Origin of the sequence: Muricoccus roseus (assembly GCF_900141905.1) — a bacterium.
Taxonomy (GTDB): Bacteria; Pseudomonadota; Alphaproteobacteria; order Acetobacterales; family Acetobacteraceae; genus Roseomonas; species Roseomonas rosea.
The window spans coordinates 118912-143155 of sequence record NZ_FQZF01000004.1 but is presented as its reverse complement, the minus strand read 5'-3'; the positions used below and the strand labels follow the sequence as shown (position 1 = coordinate 143155).

The following is a 24244-nucleotide window of genomic DNA, read 5'->3' as shown; positions in this document are numbered from 1 at the left end:
GAGCGGAGGAAACATGGCCGGGACCAGTCCCCGCCCGCATGCCGAGCAGATCCGCGCCGCGTTGGAGGACGGCATGGCGGCGCGTTCCGCCATCGCGGCCTCCTGGCGCCGTTCCATGACGCTCTACGGGCTGGACCCCGAGAACCACTGCCCGCCCCGAACCCTTTCCTCCACCGAGCTGCGCCTGGCGCGGGAACGGATGGAGCCGATGATCCGCCTGGCCCAGCCCGCGATGGAGCGCCTGTTCCAGGCCGTGGGCGGGATCGGCTGCTGCGTCATGCTCACCGACCGGCACGGCGTGCCCATGGAGCGCCGCGGGCTCTGCGGCGACGATGCCCAGTTCCGCCAATGGGGGTTGTGGACCGGCACGGTCTGGAGCGAGGAGGCCGAGGGCACGAACGGCATCGGCACCTGCCTCGCCGAGCAGCGGCCCCTGACCGTGCATCGCGACCAGCACTTCCACACCCGCAACGCCGACCTCTCCTGCACCACCGTGCCCATCTTCGACCATGAGGGGCTGCTCGCCGCCGCGCTCGATGTCTCCTCCTGCCGGGCCGACCTGACCGAGGCGGTGACCGGGCTCATCGCGGCCGCGACGCTGGAGGCGGCACGGCGCATCGAGGAACGGCATTTCCGCCAGGCCTTCCCCCGCGCCCGCGTGGTGCTGGCCGATGACCGCGCCGCCGGCGCGCTCCTGGCGATCGATGCCGACGACCTCGTGATCGGCGCCACCCGGGCGGCGCGCCAGGCGCTGGGCATCACGCCGGAACGGCTGCGCCGCCCCCTGCCCGCCGCGGACCTCCTGGGCGCCGATGCCCCTGCGGCCGACCTGCTGCAGGCCGAGCGTGGCGCCGTGCAGCGCGCGCTCGCCCGCGCCGGGGGCAATGTCTCCGCGGCAGCCGAGGCGCTGGGCATCAGCCGCGCCACGCTGCACCGCAAGCTCCACCGGCTGGGGCTGCGCGTGGCGCACTGATGGGGTGGCTTTCGTTCTGGGCTGTTGGTTTGTCCCCGGGGAGAGAAAGAAGGAATTCTTCCTCTCCCCGGCCCCCTCTCCATCATCTTCTTTTTCGAGTTTGGAATCACTCAACTGACGGTGCGCCTGAGGTCTGAAACCTCAGGCGACGGCAAAGGCAGGAAGAAGCACCCTCAACCAGAGACCCCACCTATCCGGGGTATCCACGGCGGTCAGACGGGGTTCCAAGGGCCTCAGGCCCTTGGCGGGCGAGGGCGGAGCCCTCACCTCAACCACATCGGGCCTGCATGAGGCGCCGCCTGTCGCAGAACTGCGACAGCCGCCGGGCGCATCCGCCGTGGGATGGATGACAGGCGCGCCGCCTCCGCGCCAGCCTCTCACCGATGCCATCCACGAACGGAGGCACGGAGGGAAGCATGACCAAGATCGACGGCCTGCAGGTGGCGGATTCCCCCTTCAAGCGCCGCTACGGCAACTTCATCGGCGGGCAATGGGTGGAGGCGGCGAGCGGCCGCGTCTTCTCCAACATCTCGCCCGTCAACGGGCGCGTGCTCTGCGAGATCGCGCGCTCCGATGCGGTGGATGTCGAGCGCGCGCTGGACGCCGCCCATGCCGCGCGCGAGGCCTGGGGCCGCACCAATGCGGCCGAGCGCGCGCGGCTGTTGAACGCCATCGCCCAGCGGATGGAGGACAATCTCGACCTGCTGGCGCGGGCGGAGACGCTGGACAACGGCAAGCCGATCCGTGAGACGACCGCCGCCGACCTGCCGCTGGCCATCGACCATTTCCGCTACTTCGCCAGCTGCATCCGCGCGCAGGAAGGCACGCTGAGCGAGATCGACCACGACACCATCGCCTATCACTTCCATGAACCGCTGGGCGTGGTCGGGCAGATCATTCCCTGGAACTTCCCGCTGCTGATGGCCTGCTGGAAGCTGGCGCCCGCGCTGGCCGCCGGCAATTGCGTGGTGCTGAAGCCCGCCGAGCAGACCCCGGCCTCCATCATGCTCTGGGCCGATCTGATCGGCGACATCCTGCCGCCGGGGGTGCTGAACATCGTCAACGGCTTCGGGCTGGAAGCCGGGAAGCCGCTCGCCACCAGCCCGCGCATCGCCAAGATCGCCTTCACCGGCGAGACGACGACGGGCCGGCTCATCATGCAGTATGCCAGCCAGAACCTCATTCCCGTGACGCTGGAGCTGGGCGGCAAGTCGCCCAACATCTTCTTCTCCGACGTGGCGGCGGAGGATGACGACTTCCTGGACAAGGCGCTGGAGGGCTTCACCATGTTTGCCCTCAACCAGGGCGAGGTCTGCACCTGCCCCAGCCGCGCCCTGATCCATGAAAGCCTGTATGACCGCTTCATGGAACGCGCGCTGAAGCGCGTCGCCGAGGTCAAGCAGGGTGACCCGCTCGATCCCTCCACCATGATCGGCGCGCAGGCCTCCAGCGAGCAGCTGGAGAAGATCCTGGGCTACATCGATATCGGCCGGCAGGAGGGCGCGGAGGTCCTCATCGGCGGCGAGCGCAGCATCCTGCCGGGCGAGCTGCAGGGCGGCTTCTACATGCAGCCCACCGTCTTCCGCGGCAACAACCGCATGCGGGTCTTCCAGGAGGAGATCTTCGGGCCGGTCGTCTCCGTCACCACCTTCAAGGACGACGAGGATGCGCTGGCGATCGCCAATGACACGCTTTACGGCCTGGGGGCCGGCGTGTGGACGCGCGACGTGAACCGCGCCTACCGCTTCGGCCGCTCCATCCAGGCCGGGCGCGTCTGGACTAATTGCTACCACGCCTATCCCGCCCATGCGGCCTTCGGCGGCTACAAGCAGTCCGGCGTCGGGCGCGAGACGCACCGGATGATGTTGGATCACTACCAGCAGACCAAGAACATGCTGGTGAGCTACAGCCCGAAGAAGCTGGGCTTCTTCTGACAGCGCGGTGGCGCCTGGGGGTCTCGCATTCCTCCCCAGGCGCTGCCGGAGGGCTCGACCGCGCCGCCCGGGCATGGCACTCCGGGCCATGCGGCCGAGCCTCCACCCGCGCCTCCTGAACGGCCGCACCGGCGACCCCGGCGTCTATGTCGAGGCGCTGCATCTGCCGGATGCGGTCTTGCTGGATTGCGGGGACCTCTCCAGCCTCTCGCCCCGGCATCTCCTGCGGGTGGGGCTGGTGGCCGTGTCCCACGCCCATATGGACCATTGGGCCGGCTTCGACCGGTTGCTGCGCCTGCTGATCGGGCGGGAGAAGCGGCTTCGCCTCGTCGGCCCCGCGGGCTTCGCGCAGCGGCTGTTCCACCGGCTGCAGGCCTATACCTGGAACCTCGCGAACCGCATTCCTGCCGATCTCTCCTTCGAGGTGACGGAGGTGCAGGCAGCCGGATCCTGGCCACGCACCCGCTTTCGCCTGCATGGCGGATTCCAGCCGGAGCCGATGCCGGCGCAGCCCGCCTCACCGGATGGCACGGTGCTGCATCTCGGGCCGCTCCGCCTGCGGGCCGCCGTGCTGGACCATGGCACGCCCTGCCTCGGCTTCGCCCTGGAGGAGGAGGCGCATCTGAATGTGTGGCGCAACCGGCTGGCCGAGCAGGGCCTGCCGACCGGCCCCTGGCTCTCCGCGCTGAAGGCCGCCGTGATGGCGGGGCGCCCGGATGACGAGCCGATCCCCATCTATGCGCGCCGCGGCGAGGCGCCTGGCGCGCCGGTGCAGCCCCTCGGGCAGCTGCGCGGCCTGATCGGCGTCACGCCCGGGCAGCGCCTGGCGTATCTGACCGATTTCGCGGATCTTCCGGCCAACCGCGCGGCCGCCATCGCCCTGGCCCGGGACGCCGACATCCTCTTCATCGAGGCCCCCTTCGCCGCGGCCGATGCCGAGATCGCCCTGGACCGCCGGCACCTGACCACCCGGGCCGCGGGGGAGATCGCCCGCGCGGCAGGTGCGCGCCGGATCGAACCCTTCCATTTCTCGCCACGCTATGCCGGCGAGGAGGAGCGGCTGCTGGCCGAGGTGGCACAGGCCGCCGGTCATGGTGACCCCTGACCAGCCTGGAGAGGGGCAAGGCAATCTTGCACCCCGCGCCATCCGATCCGACACTGCGACGCCTCCGGCCCTAAGGCCATCCTGTCCCTGATCGACCGCTCCGGATCCCGTCCCGCCGCCATGCCCAGGGCCACGCCCCCATGATCCTCGTCAGCGGCATCGTCCACCGCAAGCCGGAGCTGATCCGCGAGCAGATCCTGCTCTACAACGCGGCCATGGGCGGCGAAGCCGCCTGCCACCACCTCCTGCATGTGAATGCCGAGGCGGTCCGGGAGGGGCTGCTGCAGGCGCTCGACCTGCCCGCCAATGTGACGATCAACCCCACCCATCTCCATTCGCGCCGGCCGACCTTCCTGGCCTGCCACGTGCTCAACCTGCTCCATGCTATGCGCGCCGGCATGGAATACAGCCATGCCTATCTGCACACGGAATCCGACATCCCGTACCGCCCCGGTCTCGGTGAGCATATCCGGGCGCATGACCTCGGCTTCGCGCGGCCGGCCATCTTCCACCCGGAGAAGAGCCGCAGTGCCTGGGCGGGACCGGTGTCGGAGGACTGGCGGCTGCAGCGCTTCGTGGAGACGATCGGCGACGGCTGCATCTACACCTCCCGCTACGAGGGGATGTTCGCTACGCGCGGGCTGATGACCGAGATCTTCGCGCAGATGATGGCGGTCTGGCCGATGGACGAGAACCATTGGCGCGGCGACTACCCCTATGAGGAATACGCGCTGCCCACGGTCACGGCGGCCGTCGTGCGCAACCGGGCCTTGCGGCGCACGCGCCACGCGGTGCTGACCACCTGCTCCAGCCGCGCCTATGGCCTGGCGGACCGGGAGACAGTGCGCCCCGAGAGCATCCCGCTGCTGGAAGCCGAGCCGCCCGAGATCTTCGCCGCGAAATTCGTGCCGCATGATCTCCGCTCGCCAGTCCGGGTCTTCGCCCGGCGGGCGCTCGGGCTGGCGGAGTAGGCGGCCCGGTTGGCCCGGGATGGCGGCCGCCCCTATAGCTGGCACCCGTGACCTCCGCCCTCTTCGAATCGCTCCCCCCCGCCCGCGCGCAGCCATCTTCGGAAGGCGCCGTCCGCCATCAGCGGGCCGATGGCGTCGCCGAGTTGCGCTTCGAGCGCCGGGGCGAACGGAGCGTGCTACGCCATCTCTACCAATCCGCGCCGCTGCGCGTGCTCTTCCCGCAACCGGAGATGGGGGAGCCACCGCTGGCCGCGCTCGTGAATACGGCGGGCGGGCTGGCAGGTGGGGACCGGCTGCGGGTGGAGGCGCGTGCCTGCGCCGCCACCACCGCCACGCTCTGCACCCCCGCGGCCGAGAAGCTCTACCGCTCCCTCGGTCCCGAAACCCGCATCGACAGCGCCCTGCATGCGGAGCCCGGCGCCACGCTCGAATGGCTGCCGCAGGAGACCATCCTGTTCGACGGCGCGCGGCTCCGCCGCCGGCTCGATGTTGATCTTGCCCCCGATGCGAAGCTGCTCGCGGCGGAGATGCTCGTTTTCGGCCGCACGGCCCGGGGCGAACAGTTCCGGCAGGGAAGCCTGCATGATTCCTGGCGCCTGCGGGTGGGCGGCCGGCTGCGTTGGGCGGATGCGCTGCGCCTCGCCGAACCCGGCGAGGCGCTGGCGGACCGCTTCGGCTTCGGCGGCGCCGGGGCGTTCGCCACCCTTCTCTACGCCGCCCCGGACGCGACCGCCCATCTTCCGGCCCTGCGCGAGGCCGCCGGCCCGCTCGGCGCCGCCACCCTGCCGCGCGAGGGCGTGGCGCTGATCCGCTGGCTCGGCCCCTCGGCCCCGGTGCGCGCCGCTCTCGCCGCCGCCATCCCCTCGTTACGCGCGGCACTGCTCGGCCTTCCCCCCCTCCTCCCCCGCCTCTGGACCAGTTGAGCCGGCGCCCGCCATACTTCCAGCCCTCCCCAACCGGAACGACCGATGCATCTGACGCCGCGCGAGAAGGACAAGCTGCTGATCGCCATGGCCGCGCAGGTGGCCCGGCGGCGCCTGGAGCGGGGCGTGCGGCTCAACCATCCCGAAGCCGTGGCACTAGTGAGCGACTTCGTGGTGGAGGGCGCGCGGGACGGCCGCAGCGTGGCGGAGCTGATGCGGGACGGCGCCACCGTCCTCACCCGGGAACAGGTGATGGAGGGCGTGGCCGAGATGATCCACGAGATCCAGGTGGAGGCGACCTTCCCGGACGGCACGAAGCTCGTCACCGTCCATCAGCCGATCCGCTGAGGAGGCGCGCATGATCCCCGGAGAGGTTTTCCCGGCCGAGGGCGAGATCGAGCTGAATGCCGGCCGCCCCGTGACGGAGCTGGAGGTGGCCAATACAGGCGACCGTCCGGTGCAGGTCGGCAGCCACTACCATTTCGCCGAGACCAACCCCGAGCTGGCCTTCGACCGGGAGAAGGCACGGGGCCTGCGGCTGGACATCGCGGCCGGCACCGCGGTGCGCTTCGAGCCCGGGCAGACGCGCACCGTGCGGCTGATCCCCCTGGCCGGGGCACGGATCGTGCACGGCTTCCGCGGCGACGTGGAAGGAAAGCTCTAGACGATGCCCGCCCGCATCTCCCGCTCCGCCTATGCCGGCATGTACGGCCCCACCACGGGCGACCGCGTGCGGCTGGCGGATACCGACCTCATCATCGAGGTGGAGCGCGACCTCACCACCTATGGCGAGGAGGTGAAGTTCGGCGGCGGCAAGGTGATCCGCGACGGCATGGGCCAGTCCCAGGTCGGGCGCGACGGCGGCGCGATGGATACGGTGATCACCAACGCGCTGATCCTCGACCACACCGGCATCTACAAGGCCGATATCGGCTTGCGCGACGGCCGCATCGCGGCCATCGGCAAGGCGGGCAACCCCGACACCCAGCCCGGCGTGGATATCATCATCGGGCCGGGCACGGAGATCATCGCCTGCGAGGGGCGCATCCTCACCGCCGGCGGGATCGACGTCCACATCCACTTCATCTGCCCGCAGCAGATCGAGGAGGCCCTGGCCTCGGGCGTGACCACCATGTTCGGCGGCGGCACCGGCCCGGCCCATGGTACGCTGGCCACCACCGCGACACCCGGCGCCTTCCATCTTGCCCGCATGCTGCAGGCGGCCGAGGGCTTCCCGATGAATCTCGGCTTCCTGGGCAAGGGCAACGCCGCCCTGCCCCGGGGGCTGGAGGAGCAGATCCTGGCCGGCGCCGCTGGGATGAAGCTGCACGAGGACTGGGGCACGACGCCCAAGGCGATCGACAACTGCCTCGCCGTGGCCGACGCCATGGACGTGCAGGTGGCCATCCACACGGACACGCTGAACGAGAGCGGCTTCGTCGAGAGCACCATCCGCGCCATCGGCGGCCGCACCATCCAGGCCTTCCACACAGAGGGCGCGGGCGGCGGCCATGCGCCGGACATCCTGCGACTGGTGGGCGAGGCGAATGTGCTGCCCAGCTCCACCAACCCCACCATGCCCTACACGGTGAACACGCTGGACGAGCATCTCGACATGCTCATGGTGTGCCACCACCTCGACCCGCGCATCCCCGAGGACGTGGCCTTCGCCGAAAGCCGCATCCGGCGCGAGACGATCGCGGCGGAGGACATCCTGCACGACCTCGGCGCCATCTCCATGATGTCCTCCGACAGCCAGGCGATGGGGCGCGTGGGCGAGGTGATCATCCGCACCTGGCAGACCGCGCATAAGATGAAGCAGCAGCGCGGCCGCCTGCCCGGCGAGAGCGGCGATAACGATAACCTGCGCGCGCGCCGCTACATCGCCAAGTATACGATCAACCCAGCCATTTCTCAGGGCATCGCCGATCATGTGGGCAGCCTGGAGGTGGGCAAGCTGGCGGACCTGGTGATGTGGTCCCCGGCCTTCTTCGGCGTGAAGCCGGAGATGGTGCTGAAATGCGGCACCATCGCCATGGCGCCGATGGGCGATCCCAACGCCTCCATCCCCACGCCCCAGCCCGTGCATTATCGCCCCATGTTCGGCGCCTTCGGCCGCGCGCTTCCGGCGGTGGGCGTCACCTTCACCTCCCAGGCGGCGCTGGAGGCCGGGATCGGCGACAAGCTCTGGCTGGAACGCCCCTTGCTTGCCGTGCGCAACACGCGGGGCGGGATCTCGAAGCGCGACATGGTGCTGAACGACCTTTGCCCCCGCATCGAGGTGGATGCCGAAACCTATGAGGTGCGCGCGGATGGCGAGCTGCTGGTCTGCGAGCCCGCCAAGGTGCTCCCCATGGCGCAGCGCTACTTCCTGTTCTGAGACCTGAGATGACCGAAGACACCCTGCCGCGCGCCACGAAGGTCCTGCCCGCCGGGCAATGGAACACCGCCGAGACGCGCGACACCGTCACGCTCGACTTCGACGACCGGCACCGCCGCCGCCGCCGCTACACCGGGGAAGGCGGCATGGCCTTCCTGCTCGACCTGCCGGAGGCCACGGTGCTCCATGACGGAGACGGGCTCGTGCTGGAGGATGGCGGCACCATCGCCGTGCGCTCGGCGCCGGAGCCGCTGGTGGAGATCACCGCCGGGGACCGCGCGCATTTCGCCCGCCTCGCCTGGCATCTCGGCAACCGCCACCTGCCGGCCGAGATCGGGGCGGATCGCATCCTGATCCGCGACGACCACGTGATCACCGCCATGCTGCGCGGCCTCGGCGCCACGCTGCGCGCGGTGCAGGCGCCCTTCAACCCGGAGGGCGGCGCCTATGGCGAGCACAACCGGCAGACCGGGCACCATCACGGCCCGCAGCACGGGAATCACGACCACGATCACGGCCATAGCCACGACCACGGGCATGGCCACCACCATCACTGACCCCATCCAGGGGGGCGACGCCGCCCTCTACCGGCTGCTGGCCTGGACATCGCCGGCCTATCCGGTGGGCGCCTATACCTACAGCCATGGGCTGGAGACGGCGGTGGAGGATGGGGCGGTGACTAACCGCGCCGGGCTGATCGCCTATGTGGAGGCTGCGCTGGGCCGCGGCGCGGGCGCCGTGGACGGGCCGCTGCTCTCCGCCAGCTGGCGTGCCGCCGTGGCCGATGACGCGGCGGCACTGGACGAGGTGGCCGAGCTGGCCGCCGCCTGGCGCGGCACCGCCGAAACCGCGCTGGAAAGCAGCGCGCAGGGCGCCGCCTTCGCCTCTGTCACCGCCGCCGCCTGGCCGGAGCCGCGCTTCGCCGCCCTCATGGCGCGGCATCCGCGCCGGCTGGTGCATCCCGTGGCCTTCGGCGCCGCCGCGGGCTGGAGCGGTATCCCGCTGCGGACCGCGCTGTTCAGCTGGCTGGGAGCCTTCGCGGCCAATCTGGTGTCCGCCGGCGTGCGGCTGGTCCCGCTGGGCCAGACGGATGGCCAGATCGCCACCGCCACGCTGCTGCCCGCCGTGCAGGCCGCGGCCGAGGCCGCCCTTACCACCGAGCTGGACGAGGTCGGTACCTCCGCACCAGTGCTCGATCTCTTCTCCATGCGCCACGAGACGCAATACACGAGGCTCTTCCGATCATGAGTAACGGCCCCTTCCGCGTCGGCATCGGCGGCCCCGTCGGCTCCGGTAAGACCGCGCTGACCGACCGGCTGTGCAAGCATCTGCGCGACACGCACGATATCGCGGTCATTACCAACGACATCTACACGCGCGAGGACGCCGAATTCCTCACCCGCTCCGGCGCGCTGGCGCCCGAGCGGATCACGGGGGTGGAAACGGGCGGCTGCCCGCACACCGCGATCCGCGAGGACGCCTCGATCAACCTCGCCGCCGTGCAGGACATGAACGAGCGCTTTCCCGGGCTGGAGATCCTCTTCATCGAGAGCGGCGGCGACAACCTGGCCGCCACCTTCTCCCCGGAGCTGGCGGACCTGACGATCTACGTCATCGACGTCTCAGCCGGAGATAAGATCCCGCGCAAGGGCGGGCCGGGCATCACGCGGTCGGACCTCCTGGTGATCAACAAGATCGACCTCGCCCCGCTGGTCGGCGCGGATCTCGGCGTCATGGACCGGGATTCGAAGAAGATGCGCGGGCAGCGCCCCTTCCTCTTCACCAACCTGAAGGAGAACCAGGGCGTGGCCGAGATCGCCGAGTTCATCCTGCAATCCGGGGGTCTCGAAGCCCGCCGCCTTGGGAGTGCCGCCTGATGCGCCGTCTGCTTCCTGCCGCCCTGGCCGTGCTGCCGCTGCCGGCTCTCGCCCATACGGGCGCGGATCACGCGATGGGCTTCACGGCCGGCTTCGCCCATCCGCTGGGCGGTGCGGATCATCTGATGGCGATGGTGGCAGTGGGCCTCTGGGCCGGGCTGCTGGGCGGCCGCGCCGCCCTCGCCCTCCCCGCAGCCTTCCTCGCCGCCCTGACACTGGGCTTCGGCCTGGGCACGGCGGGCGTGGCGCTGCCCATGGTGGAGGCAGGCATCGCTGCCTCGGTGATCGTGCTCGGCGCCGTGGTGGCGCTGGCCACGCGGCCGCCTCTGGCCGTCTCTCTCGCCCTCGCCGCGCTTTTCGGCCTCGCGCATGGGCATGCACATGGCACGGAGATGCTCGCCGGCTCCGGCGTCGTTGCCTATGCCACCGGCTTCCTGCTCGCCACAGCCGCGCTGCATGCGGCGGGCTTTGCAATGATGCGCCTGCCGGCCCCGCGCATACTGGCCCGTTCAGCGGGCGCGGCCATGGCACTGGGCGGTCTCTTCCTGCTCGTGCAGGGCTGACGGAGGGGCGGGGGAGCGCTTCCTCCCCAGCCTTTCCATGCCGCCGGGCGCTCGTTCTGGTCTGTTGGTTCGTCCCGGGGAGTGGAGAAGGAATTCTTCCTCTCCCCGGACCCCTCACCATCATCTTTTTCTTCGAGTTTGGAATCACGGGGCTGACGGTGCGCCTCGGGTCATGGACCCGAGGCGACTGCAAAGGCAGGAAGAGACACCCTCAACCAGAGACCCCTTCGATCATCGTATCCACGGCAGTCAGACGGGGTTCCAAGGGCCTCAGGCCCTTGGCGGGTGAGGGCGGAGCCCTCTCTTCCTGCCCCACCCCCTCCGCAGAACGGGATCACATCCCCTTCAAGGCCTCGATCCCGATCGCCGTCAGTCGGTACACGCCGCGCTCCGCGCGCTCGAACCATCCATAGACATTGCGCTGCAGGATGCGCGCGGCATCGGGCGCCGCGAGCCGTATCTGCTTCACGGGCGCGGGTCCTTCCCGCAGGGCTTCGGCGCAGGCGAGCGCCTGCTGGCGATAGGCCGTCATGATCGGCGTGCGGGACGCACCGCCCTGGTTCGGGTCGCCCTTGCGGTTCCGGTGCTCTCGCAGCAGCAGGGCACGCCGCTTGGGGTTGGGGCGCGGGCGGTAGGCGGCTGGCTCCGCCAGTACCTCCACCCGCTTCCCGGCCGCATCCACCGCCAGCAGCCCGAAGCCGAGCAGACGGCACAGCTTATGGACACGCCGGTCCCGGTCGCGCCCGCGGCGCGATGCCCGGATGGCGAGCCAGACCTCGTCCGCGACGGCCAGGCGGTCCACGCCTTGCAGCAGCAGGTCGAGCGTGAAGCTCATCTTCAGTTCGGTGATGACGAGGAAAGGCGGCTCGCCCGGCCGCAGCGCGACGATGTCGCAGCCGCACACCTCTCCCTTGGCCTCGTAGCCCAGGGATTCGAGATGTGCCTTGACCGCTTCGTAGAGCGACGTCTCCGGCGCGCGGGCCCGCCTTGGCGTGGCCTTGGCGCGCCGGAGGGAGCGTGGCGCCGGAATTACTCGCCCTTGGACTTGGCGGCCTTGCGCTTGGCCTTCTTGGCGCCGGCGAAGGCTGCGGCCTTCAGCGAGGGGCTCGCCTTGAACTTCACGGTGGCGCCGGCCTTCACGGCCACCTTCTCGCCCGTGCGCGGGTTCAGCGCGGTGCGCTTCGGCGTCTCGCGCACGGTGAAGGAGCCGAAATCAGGCAGGGAGAAGCGCCCGTTCTCGACGATCTCCGACTTGATCGCCGCGATGATCTCGGCCGCCAAGCGGCCGGCGGCGACGCCGGTCATCTCGGACGACTGCTGGATGACGTCGGTCAGGAACTTCTTCGACACTCTCTCACCTCTCCTCAAGCCGGATCACGATCCCCCGGAAGGGCCGATCCGAATCCCCTATGGAAAACACGGCGCTCTTACGGCTTTCACGCCGGGGCTGTGAAGGGGCAAGACCCCTTTACGCCGCCACCGGCCGGGAACCGACCAAGCGGCGCACGGCGCCCACGAGGTCCTCGGGCCGGATCGGCTTTGTCAGCACGGGCGCGCCCTGATGCCCGGCGGGCGCCTCTCCATAGCCTGTCGCGAAGAGGACGGGCACCCCACGCGCGACCAGCATATCGGCCAGGGGAACGACCTCCTCGCCGGCAAGGCTGACATCGAGGATCGCCGCGTCGATCGGGCCTGCCCGAGTGGCGAGGGCGATGCCCTCGTCCAGCGTCGCGGCCGGGCCCAGCACCTCGCATCCCGCCGCCACCAGGGATTCGGCAGCCTCGATCGCCACCAGGACCTCGTCCTCCACCAGCAGGACCCGAGCCCGCTTCAGGTCGCCGCCAGCGAGGAGGGGCGCGTCCGGAGCCGTGGCATTGCGCGGCGGAGCCGGTGAGGCGCCGATCCCGGAGATGCAGCCCGATCCCACCTCGATCCGCGCGACCAAGCCTTCGGGCTTCCAGTCCAGCGACACCGAGCCGCGGAGTTGATGGCGCACGGTGACCTCGATGAGGCGCGATCCGAAGCCTTTCCGGGCGGGCGGGGATGACACGGGCGGGCCGCCCTGCTCGGTCCAAGTCAGCAATATCCCTGGCCCGTTCCCTGGCCCACCATCGCCCTCCCGCGCCGCGAGTTGCCAGCGTAGAGTCACCCTACCCTCCTGGCGGGAGAGGGCGCCGTATTTCGTGGAATTCGTGACCAGCTCATGCAGCACCATGGAGAGCGGCTGCACCACGTCCGGCTTCAGCATGATGGCTGGGCCGTCGAGCTCCACGCGGCTCGGTCCGCCCTGCCCCTCCTCGCGCGCCGCCACCTCCTCCTCGGCCAGGTCACACAGCGAGGCGCCCTCCCAGCGGTCGCGGGCGAGCAGGCTGTGGGCGCGCGCCATCGCCGAGATGCGTCCCTCGATCGCCTTTCCGAAGGACGCTGGGTCGCTCTTGGGCGAGAGCTGCACCAGGGACCGGACCACCGCCATCACGTTCTTCGCCCGATGATCGATCTCGCGCATGAGCAGTTGCTGATGCTGGTCGGCCGCACGGCGTTCCCGCAGATCCCGCAGGATGACGGAGACGCCGATCACCCGCCCATCGGTCGCCAGCATGCGCGTCATGGTGATGGCGACAGGGATGCGCTCCCCGTTCCGGGCAAGGCGGATCGCCTCTCGGTCGCGGATCGTCTCCCCCGCCAGGGCGCGCGGATAGAAGATCCCCTCTTCGTCCTCCGGCGGGAGCAGCAGGCCGATGCTCTGACCGACCGCTTCCTCCGCCGAGTAGCCGAACAGGGTTTCGGCCCCCCGGTTCCAGGTCATGATCCGTCCGTCATGGCCGGACAGGCTGATGATCGCCTCTGCGGCCGAGGTGACGATCGCCGCGAGCCGCGCATTCGACTCCTCGGCCAGACGCTGCTCCGTCACGTCCTGCACCACGGCCACCGCCCGGGTTGGCACGCCCTCCGTCCGCTCCGACACCGAAGCGAAGACGCGGAGCCAGCGCACCGTTCCATCTCCCCGGGTGATCCGGTGCTCGATGGTGCTCTGGCCGATCCGCCGGAGCCGACCGAGGCTCTCCATATGGCCGCGCAGGTCCAGCGGATGCACATGGGCGGACAGGTCGTGGCCGACCAGCGCCTCCTCGTCCCGCTCCAGGATGTCGCAAAGGCGCCGATTCACCCGCTCGATCCGCGCATCCCGGAGGTCCAGCTGGGCCACGCCGACGGCCGCCGTCTCAAAGATCGCGCGGAACTCGGCCTCGCTGTCGCGCAGGGAATGCTCGCGCGCCTCGGTCGCCTCGGCCATGGCGTTGAACGCGGCCGCCAGCCGGGCGAATTCGGAGCGCCCACCCTCCGCGCCTTGGAGGCGGGCCGAGGTGTCGCCCGCACGCCAGCGCTTCGCCGCATCCAGCAGCCGGCCCACCGGGCGCCGGACCAGGGTGCGGGCCCCGAGCACCGTAAGCCCCAGGGCGAGAAGCGTGGTGCCGAGGAGGACGAGGGCGCCGTGCCGCTGCGCGCTGGATGCCTCGGCCCGCATCGCCGCCTGGTCGAGGCCGACCACCACCAGATGCGTGCCGCTCTCGCCCGGCGGCAGATAGGCATAGATCCGGTGCGTGCCGCTGTCGCTCACCGCCTCTTCAACCCCCTCTGCCGGGCGGTCGAGAAAACCGCGGATCGGGCCGCGGACGGGCTCGCCGACCTTCTGGCCATGCCCGGGGCGGGCCGCGAGGACGATGCCATCCCGGTCCACGATGGTCAGGACCGCCGCTGCCGGCAGCGGCACGCGCGACATCTGCTCGCCCAGCCAGTCCAGCCCGATGGAGGCATGGACCACTCCGGCCATCCGCCCCTCATTGTCACGGAAGGGCTGGGCGAAATGGAAGCTGCTCTGCCCGGAGGAGCGGCCCAGCACGAAGCCGCCGACCACGAAGCGCTGCTCAGTCAGCGCCCGGCGGAAATAGGCGCGGTCCGCGATGTTGTTGCCATAGGCGGTGGGCTGGGCCGAGCAGACCACCCGCCCGTCATTCAGGGCCGTTGCCAGCACGACATAGCGCGGGAAGTCCGCCATGATCCGCTGGAAGAAGGACTGGCACTCCTCCTGGTCCAGGGCCCTCACCGCGCGCAGGTTGCCCAGGGAGGTGAGCAGCTGCCGGGCCCCGTCCGCCAGGCGCTGATGATCGGCCGCGACCAGCCGCGCGAGGCGGAGCGCATCGTCCCGCGCGGCCGCCTCCCGGCCACGGCCAGCTTCCAGCGCGCCCCAGACGAGCGCCGCCAGGGCGGGCAGCAAGGCAAGGCCCACCAGCGACAAGAGGCGAGACAGAAGCGACATCGGGCCGTATCCAACGCAAACTGCCGGGGCGCTGCAACCTGGTGTCTATGCTGCCCCGCCTCTTACTCCCGCCCGCTGTGGCATGGCAGCCACGTAGGCCAGGCGGCAACCCCTGCCTTGCGTTAGATCAAGGCGTCCTTAACGGCGGGCGTGCGACGGGCGGCCATGCTGTCCGACTGCCTGCACGGGCTGACCGCCCTTGGCGCCGAAGGGATGCTCGCCCTGATGGGCGCGATGCTGCTGGCCGGCCTGGCAGGCGGGGTCACGCATTGCGCCGGGATGTGCGGCCCCTTCGTGATCGCCCAGATCGCCGATGCGCAGCCCGGCGGCCGCCTGGCGCGGCTAGCCGGCGCGGCGCTGCTGCCCTACCACGCCGGCCGGCTGATCGGTTATGCCGGGCTCGGCGCGCTGGCCGGCGGGACGGCCGGGCTCCTTTCCTCCACGCTCTCGCGCGGCCTCCTGGCTGTGCCGTTGGCCCTGGCGGCCATCGTGATGCTGTCCCAGGCCGGAGCGCGCCTGCCCTTGCCGGCCTGGCTGCGCCTGCGTCTGCCGCACCCCTCCCTGCCGGGCTTCACCGCCCTCGGCAGGGTGCTCCGCGCACCCCCGGGCCCCGGGCGCGGCTTCCTCCTCGGCCTCATGCTCTCCGCCCTGCCCTGCGGCCTTCTCTACGGCGCGCTCGCGGGCGCCATGGCCGCCGGCAGCGCCCTGGGCGGGGCGCTCGCCATGACCGCCTTCGTCGCCGGTACCGTCCCGGCCCTCGCCGGGGTCGCGCTGCTCGGGCGCTTCTTCGGCCGGCGCTTCGGCGCCGGGCTGCGCTTCGCCTCGGCGGCCGCGCTGGCGGTGAACGGGGCGGCGCTCGCCGCCCTCGCCCTCCGCACGGCAGGTGCCGGTTGATCTTGATCAAGGAACCCCCGCGCGGGTCGTGGGACCACGCGTGGATCAACAGGAGTGCCCCATGCCAGAGGGTTTGACAGCCCAGGCCGTACCGATCACCGGCACCGGCCCTCTATCGCGCCCGCAGCCCGACTATGTGGATGCGCCGCTGCGCGCCTTCGCCATCGCCACGGTGTTCTGGGGCATTGCCGGCTTCCTGGCCGGCGTGGTGATCGCGCTGCAGCTCGCCTATCCCCAACTCAACCTGGGAATCGAGTTCACCACCTTCGGGCGGCTGCGGCCGCTGCACACATCGGCGGTGATCTTCGCCTTCGGGGGCAACGCGCTCTTCCTCACCAGCCTGTATGTCGTGCAGCGCACCTGCCGCGCGCGGCTTCTGGGCGGGGATGACGCGGCCTGGCTCCTCTTCTGGGGCTACCAGTTCTTCATCGTCATTGCGGCCACCGGCTATTTGCTGGGCATCACCCAGGGCAAGGAATACGCCGAGCCCGAGTGGTACGCCGACCTGTGGCTGACGGTCCTCTGGGTCTCCTACCTCGTTGTCTTCGGCGGCACGATCCTGCGGCGCGAGGAGCCGCATATCTACGTCGCCAACTGGTTCTTCCTGGCCTTCATCATCACCGTCGCCGTGCTGCATCTCGGCAACAACGTCGCCATCCCCACCAGCTTCGGCAGCGCCAAGTCCTATGGCGCGGCTTCCGGCGTGCAGGATGCGATGATCCAGTGGTGGTATGGCCACAACGCGGTGGGCTTCTTCCTGACCGCCGGCTTCCTCGGGATGATGTACTACTTCGTGCCGAAGCAGGCGGACCGCCCGATCTACTCCTACCGCCTGTCCATCGTGCACTTCTGGGCCATCACCTTCCTCTACATCTGGGCCGGCCCGCACCACCTGCACTACACCGCGCTGCCCGACTGGGCGCAGGTGCTGGGCATGGTGTTCAGCATCATGCTGTGGATGCCCTCCTGGGGCGGCATGATCAACGGCCTGATGACCCTCTCGGGCGCCTGGGACAAGCTGCGCACCGATGTCGGCCTTCGCTTCTCGGTGGCGGCCGTCGGCTTCTACGGCATGGCCACCTTCGAGGGTCCGGTCATGTCCATCCGCGCCGTGAACTCGCTCTCGCACTACACGGACTGGACCATCGGCCACGTGCATTCCGGCGCGCTGGGCTGGAACGGCTTCATCACCTTCGGCGTGCTCTACTGGCTCGTGCCGCGGCTCTGGGGCCGCACCAAGCTCTACTCGGAGCGCCTGGCGAGCTGGCACTTCTGGATCGCGACCCTCGGGATCCTGCTCTACATCACCTCGATGTGGGTGTCCGGCATCATGCAAGGCCTGATGTGGCGCGCCTATGACCATCTCGGCTTCCTCCAGTACTCCTTCGTGGAAACGGTGGCCGCGCTGCACCCCTACTACGTGATCCGCGCCACGGGCGGCGTCCTCTATCTCACCGGCGCCCTGCTCATGGCCTACAACCTGTGGCGCACGGTGCGCATGCCGGTGGCGGAGGCGAACGTCGCCCTGCCCAACGCATCCACCCTGCCGGCCGCGGCCTGAGGGAAGGACCGGCAATGTTCGGCATCCGCTTCAACCACGGCACGATCGAGCGGAATCTCATCCTGCTCGGCTTGCTCACCCTGATCACCATCTCGATCGGCGGCCTCGTGCAGGTCATCCCGCTCTTCACGGTGGAAAGCACCATCGAGCGCGTGGGCGGCATCCGCCCCTACACACCGCTCGAGCAGGCCGGGCGCGACATCTATGTGCGCGAGGGCTGCTACACCTGCCACAGCCAGATGGTCCGCCCCTTCCGCGACGAGCGCGAGCGCTACGGCCACTACTCGCTCGCGGCGGAGAGCATGTTCGACAAGCCGTTCCAGTGGGGCAGCAAGCGCACCGGGCCCGACCTCGCCCGCGTCGGCGGCCGCTACTCCGACGAGTGGCATGTGCTGCACCTTCGCGACCCGCGGCACCTGGTGCCGGAGAGCATCATGCCCTCCTACGGCTTCCTCGACCGCCCGCTGGACTATCGCGACATCGGCCAGCGCCTGGCCACGCTGCGCACCGCCGGCGTGCCCTACACCGATGCGATGGTCGCCAATGCCCGCGCCGACCTGGAGGCGCAGGCGAGGCCCGCGGAGGACGGCAGCGCCTTCTCCGCCCGCTACGGCCGCGCCCGGCAGATGGACCCGGACGGCAACGCCCGCGCCATCACCGAAATGGATGCGCTCGTGGCCTATCTGCAGATGCTCGGCACCCTGGTGGACTTCACCGAGGCGACCCCCGAGCGGCTGCGGCAGCAGTGAGGAGGGCGGGATGACCATCGAAGAATTCCACAGCCTGCTACTGACCACCTGGATCGTCTGGTTCTTCGTGCTCTTCGGCGGGATCGTCACCTGGGCGCTGCTGCCCAGCCGCCGGGAGAAGTTCGAGCGCGCGCGGCAGATCCCGCTGCGCGAGGCCGAGTAGGAGCGCGCCGCGATGTCCCATGTTGTTGAACGCGACGAAGTCACCGGCACCGCCACCACCGGCCATGAGTGGGACGGCATCCGGGAGCTGAACACGCCGCTGCCGAAGTGGTGGCTCTGGACCTTCTACGCCACCATCGCCTTCGCGGCGCTGTGGGTGGTCCTCTACCCCGCCCTTCCCATCAGCGGCGCCACGGGCCTGCTCGGCTACACCGCGCGCGGCGCGGCCGACCAGGACCGCGCCGCCCAGGCCAGCGCGGCCGAGCCGATGCTGGCCCGGCTGCGCGCGACGGAGCCCGCGCAGATCGTGGCCGACCCGGACCTGCGCGCCTATGCCATGGCGGGTGGCCGCGTGGCCTTCGCCAACACCTGCGCCGGCTGCCATGGCGCGGGCGGCCAGGGCGCGCCCGGCTTCCCCAACCTGGCGGATGACGAGTGGCTCTGGGGCGGCACGCTGGCCGATGTGGAGCAGACCATCCGCCACGGCATCCGCGCCCCGGATGACGACGCCTCCCGCACCTCCCTCATGCCCCGCTTCGTGGCGGATGGCATGCTGACCGCGGCCCAGGCGAATGACGTGGTGGAGCACGTGCTCTCCCTCACCAACCGCGCGACCGATGCGGCCGCGGCCCGGCGCGGCGCCCCGGTCTTCGCCGAGAACTGCGCGAGCTGCCATGGCGAGCGCGCCGAGGGCAACCGGGAGATGGGCGCGCCGCGCCTGGATGATCAGGTCTGGCTCTTCGGCGGCGACAAGGCGAGCCTCCTGCGCACCGTGTCCTTCGGGCGCGGCGGCGTGATGCCCGCCTGGGAGAAGCGGCTGGACCCGGCGACCATCCGGATGCTGACCGTCTACATCCACAGCCTCGGCGGTACGGAGGCCGCCCCGCAGTGAGCCGTATCCAGAAGCCCGAGGCCTTCGCGGCCGACGACCGGGAGCAGCCGCTCTACGCCGACCGCGTGCGGGTCTATCCGCAGGCTGTGCAGGGGCCGGTCCGTCGCGCGAAGTGGGTCATCCTGACCCTCTGCCTCGGGCTTTACTACCTCGTGCCCTGGCTGCGCTGGGACCGTGGTCCCGGCCAGCCGGACCAGGCGGTGCTCGTGGATATGGAGCATGGCCGCCTGTTCTTCCTCTGGCTCGAGATCTGGCCGCAGGAGGTCTACTACCTCACGGGCCTCCTGCTGCTGGGGGCGATCGCGATCTTCGCGGCCACCTCCCTCTTCGGGCGCGTCTGGTGCGGCTTCACCTGCCCCCAGACCGTCTGGACCGACCTCTACATGCTGGTCGAGCGCTGGATCGAGGGCGACCGCAACGCCCGGATGAAGCGCGACCGCAAGGAGCGCTGGAGCGCGGCCGACTGGGGCCTGAAGATCGGCAAGCACGCGGCCTGGGTCGTGATCGCCGCGATCACGGGCGGCGCCTGGGTGATGTACTTCACCGACGCCCCGACCCTCGCGCGCGAGGTGCTCGCCTTCGACGTGCCGCTGACCACGCTCGGCTTCATCGGCCTCTTCACCTTCACCACCTACCTTCTTGCCGGCTGGGCGCGGGAGCAGGTCTGCACCTACATGTGCCCCTGGCCGCGCTTCCAGGCCGCGATGCTGGACCAGGACAGCCTGGCCGTCTCCTACCGCGCCTGGCGCGGCGAGCCGCGCGGCAAGGCGCGCGATGCCGGCGTCGGCGACTGCGTCGATTGCCGCGCCTGCGTGAATGTCTGCCCCACCGGCGTGGACATCCGCGACGGTATGCAGCTCGCCTGCATCAACTGCGGCCTCTGCATCGATGCCTGCGACGGCATCATGACGAAGCTCGGCCGCGAGAAGGGGCTGATCGGCTTCGAAACCGTGGGCAACCTCGCCGCCGCCGAGGCCGCGACCGCCGCCATCCCCCCGGGCCCGGCCCGCTGCGCGCCCGGCATGGCTGCGCGCCGCCCGGCGCAGCTTCTGCGCCCCCGCACCTATCTCTACGCGGCCGCCCTGACCCTGATCGGCGGAATCATGCTGATCGGCCTCGCCAGCCGCGTGCCGGTTTCCGTCGAGGCGCTGCGCGACCGCTCGCCCCTTTTCGTGCGCCTCGCCGATGGCGGGATCCGCAACAGCTACACGCTGAAGATCTCCGAGCGCCGGCACAGCCCCGACCGCCTCGCCGTCGCCGTGGAGGGGCTGCCCCCCGGTGCCGCCTGGCAGGTGCTGGACGCGCATGAGACCGATGCCGCGGGCCGCCCCGTGGTCGCCACCCGCCCCGATGGCGTGGCCGAGTTCCGGCTCTTCGTCGTCACCTCCCCTCTCGGCCGGCCGGATGAGGAGAGCACGCCGCTGATCATCCGCCTGCTTCCCGCTGAGGGCGGCGCCGAGCGCGCCTCCGTCGGCACCACCTTCCTGAGGCCCCGCACATGAGCGCGATGGCTACTCCCGCCCGGCGCGGGCGCTGGATCCCCTGGGCTTTCGTCGGCGCCTTCGGCGTGGTGATCGCGGTGAACGGCGTGCTGATCACCGCCGCGGTCCGCACTTATAGCGGCACCACCACGGCCGGTGCCTATGACCGCGGGCGCGGCTATGGCGAGGTGCTGGCCGAGGCCGCCCGGCAGCGGGCCCTGGGCTGGCAGAGTGAGATCACCCGCGATCCGGGCGCCGTCGCCGTTTCGGTGCGCCTGCCCGATGGCAGCCCGCTTCCCGCCGATGCGCGCGTGACGGGCAGCCTCCAGCGCCCGCTGGAGCGCGCCTCCGTGCCGCTGGACTTCCACCCCGCCGCCCCGGGCGGCTGGCGCTCGGCGGTCGAGCTTCCCGCCCCCGGCGCCTGGGAGGCGGTGCTGACCGTCACCCGCGGCACGGACCGGGTGGAGCTGCGCGAAAGGCTGATCTTCCCGTGACCGCCCTCCCCGCCCGCTTCGAGACCGAAGCCCCGCGCGTCTCCGCCGCGGCCTGCGCCCATTGCGGCGCACCGGTCCCGCCGGGCGGCGGCCGCTATTGCTGCACGGGCTGCGAGGGGGCGGCCGCCCTCATCTCCGGCCTGGGGCTCGATGCCTTCTACCGCCGGCGGGAGGCGAGCTTCGGCTCCATCCGCCCCACCGCCCTGCCCCCCGTGGATTTCGCCGCCCGCGCGGAGCCGCTGCGCGGCGGCACGGAGCACCGGCTCGACCTCATGGTGGCCGGCCTGACCTGCGGCGCCTGCGTCTGGCTGGTCGAGCAGGCGCTGGCCGCCGATCCGGCGGTGCTGAGCGCGCGCGCGAGCCTCGCCACGCGGCGGCTGACCGTCACCTGGCGCGGCCCGGCGGAAAAGGCCGAGGCACTCGCCGGCCTGGTCGCGCGGCTGGGCTTCCAGGTCGCCCCCTGGTCCGCCGCCTGCCTCCGCGCCACCGAGGATGCTGAGGAAAAGGCGCTGATCCGGGCGCTGGGCATCGCCGCCTTCGGCGCCTCCAACGTGATGATGCTCTCCGTCGCCGTCTGGGTGGGCAGCGACATGGGCGAGGGCACGCGCGGGCTGATGCACTGGCTGGCGGCGCTGGTCGCGATGCCGGTGGTGCTCGTGGCCGGCATGCCCTTCTACCGCTCCGCCATCGCTGCCCTCCGCGCCGGGCGGATCAACATGGATATGGCCGTCTCCCTCGGCGTTCTCGCCACCACGGCGATGAGCCTGTCGGAGGCCCTGCGCAACGGCCCCTTCACCTGGTTCGACGGCGCCACCGCGCTGCTCGCCCTGCTGCTCGGCGGCCGGGTTCTGGACCGCGCCGCCCGCCGCCGCGCCCGCCAGGCCTGCGCGGAGCTGCTGGCGCTGCAATCGGCCGAGGTGACGCGGCTTGACGCGGATGGCGCGCCGCACCGCATCGGCGCCGAACAGGTGCGCCCGGGCGACCGGCTGCTGGTCGCCCCCGGCGAGCGCCTCTCGCTCGACGGTGTGCTGGAGGAGGGCGAGGCCCTGCTCGACACCGCCGCGACCACGGGCGAGAGCCTGCCCCGCCGTTTCGCCACCGGCGCGCCCCTGCCGGCCGGCGCCGTCAATCTCGGCGCGGCCCTGGTGCAGCGCGTGACCGCCGCCGCTTCCGAAGGGTCGCTGGCCGCCGTCGCGCGGATGCTGGAACGCGCGGAGCAGGCGCGCGGCCGCTACGTCTCCATCGCGGACCGTGCCGCGCGCGTCTATGTGCCGATTGCCCATGTCGTCGCGCTGGCCACCTTCCTGGGCTGGTGGTTCGGCATGGGCGTGTCCTGGCAGGCCGCGCTGGTGCCGGCTGTCGCCTCGCTGATCGTCACCTGCCCCTGCGGCCTCGCCATCGCGGTTCCTGCCGTGCAAGTGGTGGCAGTGGGGGCGCTGTTCCGCCGCGGCGTGCTGGTCGGTTCCCCCACGGCGCTGGAGCGGCTGGCCACCTGCGACGTGGCGGTGCTGGACAAGACCGGGACGCTGACCACGGGCCGCCCGGAGCTGCTGGCCGATGCGGCCCGCCCCGCCGGCGCGCTGGAGGCCGCCGCCGCGCTGGCCGCGAACAGCCGCCACCCGCTGTCCCGCGCCCTGTCCGCGGCCTGCCCTGCCGTTCCGGCCGCCGCGGGGGTGGAGGAGATCCCCGGCGCCGGGCTGCGCCGCGGCGGCGAGCGCCTGGGCAGCGCCGCCTTCTGCGGCCTCCCCGACGCGGAGGAGCAGGGCCCGACCCTGTGGTACCGCGCCGCCCCGGATGCCGAGCCGCTGGCCTTCCGCTTCGCGGACCCGCTGCGCCCGGATGCGGCGGAGGCGGTGGCCGCGCTCCGGCGGCTCGGCCTACGGGTGGAGCTGCTCTCGGGCGATGCGCCTTCCGTCGTCGCCCATGCGGCGGAGCAGCTCGACATCGCCGAATGGCAGGCCGGCGCCAACCCCGCCGACAAGGCCGCACGGATCGAGGCCCTTCGCGCCGCTGGGCACCGCCCGCTGATGCTGGGAGACGGCATCAACGACGCGGCCGCGCTTGCCCTCGCCCATGCCTCGGCCAGCCCGGCCGGCAGCACGGACCTCGCGCAATCCGCCGCCGACCTGGTCCTGCGGGCCGAGGGCCTCTCGCCCCTGCCCGCCGCGATCGCCACGGCGCGCAAGGCGCAGCGCGTGGCCCGGCAGAACATCGCCTTCAGCCTAGTCTACAACGTCATCGCCGTGCCGACCGCCATCACCGGCATCGTCACGCCGCTGATCGCGGCGCTGGTGATGGCCTCTTCCTCGCTCGCCGTTATCCTCAATGCGCTCCGCGTGGGGCGGGAGGCTTCCAAGTGACCGCGCTCGCCCTTCTCGTGCCGCTCGCCTTCGGGCTGGGCGTGCTCGCCCTGCTGTTCTTCGGCTGGACGCTGAAGAACGGCCAGTATGACGACCCCGACGGGGCCGCCAGCCGTATCCTCTTCGACGAACCACGGGAGAACCCGCCATGCCCGCCAACGGCTTCACGCTGAGCCGCGTACTTTACATCGTCCTTTCGGCGCTGATCGCCCTGATCGGCCTCTTCGCCGTGTCGCGTGCCGGCGATGTCGGCTTCGCCCTGTTCGGCTACGGGCTGATCTTCTTCGGCTATGCCTTCGGCTTCTGGATGCTGAAGCGCGGCCTGGACGCGCGCGAGACGGCCGCCGGCTGAAGCCCGGCCTGAGGAGCGGCGGACGGTGTTCTGATCCGTCCGTCCCGGGGAGAGGAAGAAGGAATTCTTTCTCTCCCCGGACCCCTCACCATCATCTTTTTCTTCGAGTTTGGAATCACTCGGCTGACGGTACGCCTGAGGTCGATGACCTCAGGCGACTGCAACGGCAGGATCAGCCTCCAACCAGAGACCCCGCTGATCCGGGGCATCCACGGCAGTCTGATGGAGCTCCAAGGGCCTCAGGCCCTTGGCGGGTGA

25 protein-coding genes are annotated in these 24244 nt (G+C 71.0%); 22 read left to right on the top strand and 3 right to left on the bottom strand.

The window, feature by feature from the left end; genetic code table 11:
• The first annotated feature begins 13 nt into the window (after window positions 1-13).
• The 12 genes from BUB97_RS04405 to BUB97_RS04350 all read left to right on the top strand — a co-directional run bounded on the left by BUB97_RS04405 (window position 14) and on the right by BUB97_RS04350 (window position 10726).
• The gene (locus BUB97_RS04405) at window positions 14-973 is read left to right on the top strand and encodes a GAF domain-containing protein (RefSeq protein ID WP_073131907.1); all 960 of its coding nucleotides are present in this window, start codon (window positions 14-16) and stop codon (window positions 971-973) included.
• Between the two features lie 416 nt (window positions 974-1389).
• Window positions 1390-2907: an aldehyde dehydrogenase gene (gene adh / locus BUB97_RS04400; protein WP_073131905.1), complete on the top strand. Its 1518-nt coding sequence runs from the start codon at window positions 1390-1392 to the stop codon at window positions 2905-2907.
• An 88-nt stretch (window positions 2908-2995) separates the two neighbouring features.
• The gene (locus BUB97_RS04395) at window positions 2996-4012 is read left to right on the top strand and encodes an MBL fold metallo-hydrolase (RefSeq protein ID WP_073132224.1); all 1017 of its coding nucleotides are present in this window, start codon (window positions 2996-2998) and stop codon (window positions 4010-4012) included.
• Between the two features lie 140 nt (window positions 4013-4152).
• Window positions 4153-4983: a hypothetical protein gene (locus BUB97_RS04390; RefSeq protein ID WP_073131903.1), complete on the top strand. Its 831-nt coding sequence runs from the start codon at window positions 4153-4155 to the stop codon at window positions 4981-4983.
• Window positions 4984-5030: 47 nt separating this feature from the next.
• Entirely contained in the window at window positions 5031-5906 is an 876-nt protein-coding gene (locus BUB97_RS04385; protein ID WP_086061898.1) for an urease accessory protein UreD, read from the top strand.
• Window positions 5907-5951: 45 nt separating this feature from the next.
• Complete coding sequence (locus BUB97_RS04380; protein WP_073131900.1) at window positions 5952-6254, top strand: urease subunit gamma; 303 nt, start codon at window positions 5952-5954, stop codon at window positions 6252-6254.
• A 10-nt stretch (window positions 6255-6264) separates the two neighbouring features.
• Window positions 6265-6570: an urease subunit beta gene (locus BUB97_RS04375; protein WP_073131897.1), complete on the top strand. Its 306-nt coding sequence runs from the start codon at window positions 6265-6267 to the stop codon at window positions 6568-6570.
• Between the two features lie 3 nt (window positions 6571-6573).
• The gene (ureC, locus tag BUB97_RS04370; RefSeq protein WP_073131895.1) at window positions 6574-8286 is read left to right on the top strand and encodes an urease subunit alpha; all 1713 of its coding nucleotides are present in this window, start codon (window positions 6574-6576) and stop codon (window positions 8284-8286) included.
• 8 nt (window positions 8287-8294) lie between these two features.
• Window positions 8295-8843: an urease accessory protein UreE gene (locus BUB97_RS04365; RefSeq protein ID WP_073131892.1), complete on the top strand. Its 549-nt coding sequence runs from the start codon at window positions 8295-8297 to the stop codon at window positions 8841-8843.
• Window positions 8824-9534 (top strand): urease accessory protein UreF, encoded by a 711-nt coding sequence (locus tag BUB97_RS04360; RefSeq protein WP_073131889.1) that lies wholly within the window; start codon window positions 8824-8826, stop codon window positions 9532-9534. The genes BUB97_RS04365 and BUB97_RS04360 overlap by 20 nt, the downstream gene beginning before the upstream one ends.
• A complete protein-coding gene (gene ureG / locus BUB97_RS04355) occupies window positions 9531-10163 on the top strand; it encodes an urease accessory protein UreG (protein ID WP_073131887.1) in 633 nt (210 codons plus the stop codon). Before BUB97_RS04360 ends, ureG begins: the two co-directional genes overlap by 4 nt.
• Window positions 10163-10726 carry a HupE/UreJ family protein gene (locus BUB97_RS04350; protein ID WP_073131884.1) on the top strand — a complete coding sequence of 188 codons (564 nt, stop codon included), beginning with the start codon at window positions 10163-10165 and terminating at the stop codon, window positions 10724-10726. Before ureG ends, BUB97_RS04350 begins: the two co-directional genes overlap by 1 nt.
• Before the next feature lie 334 nt (window positions 10727-11060).
• Here BUB97_RS04350 and BUB97_RS04345 read toward each other — a convergent pair whose 3' ends face one another.
• The 3 genes from BUB97_RS04345 to BUB97_RS04335 form a co-directional block, all read right to left on the bottom strand.
• Window positions 11061-11630: a DUF2161 family putative PD-(D/E)XK-type phosphodiesterase gene (locus tag BUB97_RS04345; protein WP_245818190.1), complete on the bottom strand. Its 570-nt coding sequence runs from the start codon at window positions 11628-11630 to the stop codon at window positions 11061-11063.
• 125 nt (window positions 11631-11755) lie between these two features.
• A complete protein-coding gene (locus BUB97_RS04340; RefSeq protein ID WP_073131879.1) occupies window positions 11756-12076 on the bottom strand; it encodes an HU family DNA-binding protein in 321 nt (106 codons plus the stop codon).
• 118 nt (window positions 12077-12194) lie between these two features.
• Window positions 12195-15041: a PAS domain S-box protein gene (locus tag BUB97_RS04335; RefSeq protein ID WP_073131876.1), complete on the bottom strand. Its 2847-nt coding sequence runs from the start codon at window positions 15039-15041 to the stop codon at window positions 12195-12197.
• 165 nt (window positions 15042-15206) lie between these two features.
• Here BUB97_RS04335 and BUB97_RS04330 point away from each other — a divergent pair, with 165 nt between their 5' ends.
• The 10 genes from BUB97_RS04330 (at window position 15207) to BUB97_RS04285 (ending at window position 23986) form a co-directional block, all read left to right on the top strand.
• Complete coding sequence (locus tag BUB97_RS04330; RefSeq protein WP_073131874.1) at window positions 15207-15935, top strand: sulfite exporter TauE/SafE family protein; 729 nt, start codon at window positions 15207-15209, stop codon at window positions 15933-15935.
• Window positions 15936-15996: 61 nt separating this feature from the next.
• A complete protein-coding gene (gene ccoN / locus BUB97_RS04325; protein WP_086061897.1) occupies window positions 15997-17496 on the top strand; it encodes a cytochrome-c oxidase, cbb3-type subunit I in 1500 nt (499 codons plus the stop codon).
• Window positions 17497-17510: 14 nt separating this feature from the next.
• Window positions 17511-18245 carry a cytochrome-c oxidase, cbb3-type subunit II gene (gene ccoO / locus BUB97_RS04320; protein WP_073131872.1) on the top strand — a complete coding sequence of 245 codons (735 nt, stop codon included), beginning with the start codon at window positions 17511-17513 and terminating at the stop codon, window positions 18243-18245.
• A 10-nt stretch (window positions 18246-18255) separates the two neighbouring features.
• Window positions 18256-18408: a cbb3-type cytochrome oxidase subunit 3 gene (locus BUB97_RS04315; protein WP_245818189.1), complete on the top strand. Its 153-nt coding sequence runs from the start codon at window positions 18256-18258 to the stop codon at window positions 18406-18408.
• 12 nt (window positions 18409-18420) lie between these two features.
• A complete protein-coding gene (ccoP, locus tag BUB97_RS04310; protein WP_073131869.1) occupies window positions 18421-19299 on the top strand; it encodes a cytochrome-c oxidase, cbb3-type subunit III in 879 nt (292 codons plus the stop codon).
• On the top strand, window positions 19296-20801 hold the full coding sequence (gene ccoG / locus BUB97_RS04305) for a cytochrome c oxidase accessory protein CcoG (protein WP_073131866.1): 1506 nt from the start codon (window positions 19296-19298) through the stop codon (window positions 20799-20801). Before ccoP ends, ccoG begins: the two co-directional genes overlap by 4 nt.
• Window positions 20798-21274, top strand: a complete 477-nt coding sequence (locus BUB97_RS04300) for a FixH family protein (protein ID WP_073131863.1) — start codon at window positions 20798-20800, stop codon at window positions 21272-21274. The genes ccoG and BUB97_RS04300 overlap by 4 nt, the downstream gene beginning before the upstream one ends.
• Window positions 21271-23634: a heavy metal translocating P-type ATPase gene (locus tag BUB97_RS04295; RefSeq protein WP_073131860.1), complete on the top strand. Its 2364-nt coding sequence runs from the start codon at window positions 21271-21273 to the stop codon at window positions 23632-23634. The genes BUB97_RS04300 and BUB97_RS04295 overlap by 4 nt, the downstream gene beginning before the upstream one ends.
• Window positions 23631-23807: a cbb3-type cytochrome oxidase assembly protein CcoS gene (gene ccoS / locus BUB97_RS04290; protein ID WP_073131857.1), complete on the top strand. Its 177-nt coding sequence runs from the start codon at window positions 23631-23633 to the stop codon at window positions 23805-23807. The genes BUB97_RS04295 and ccoS overlap by 4 nt, the downstream gene beginning before the upstream one ends.
• The gene (locus BUB97_RS04285) at window positions 23783-23986 is read left to right on the top strand and encodes a hypothetical protein (RefSeq protein ID WP_073131855.1); all 204 of its coding nucleotides are present in this window, start codon (window positions 23783-23785) and stop codon (window positions 23984-23986) included. The genes ccoS and BUB97_RS04285 overlap by 25 nt, the downstream gene beginning before the upstream one ends.
• The last annotated feature ends 258 nt before the right edge of the window (window positions 23987-24244 follow it).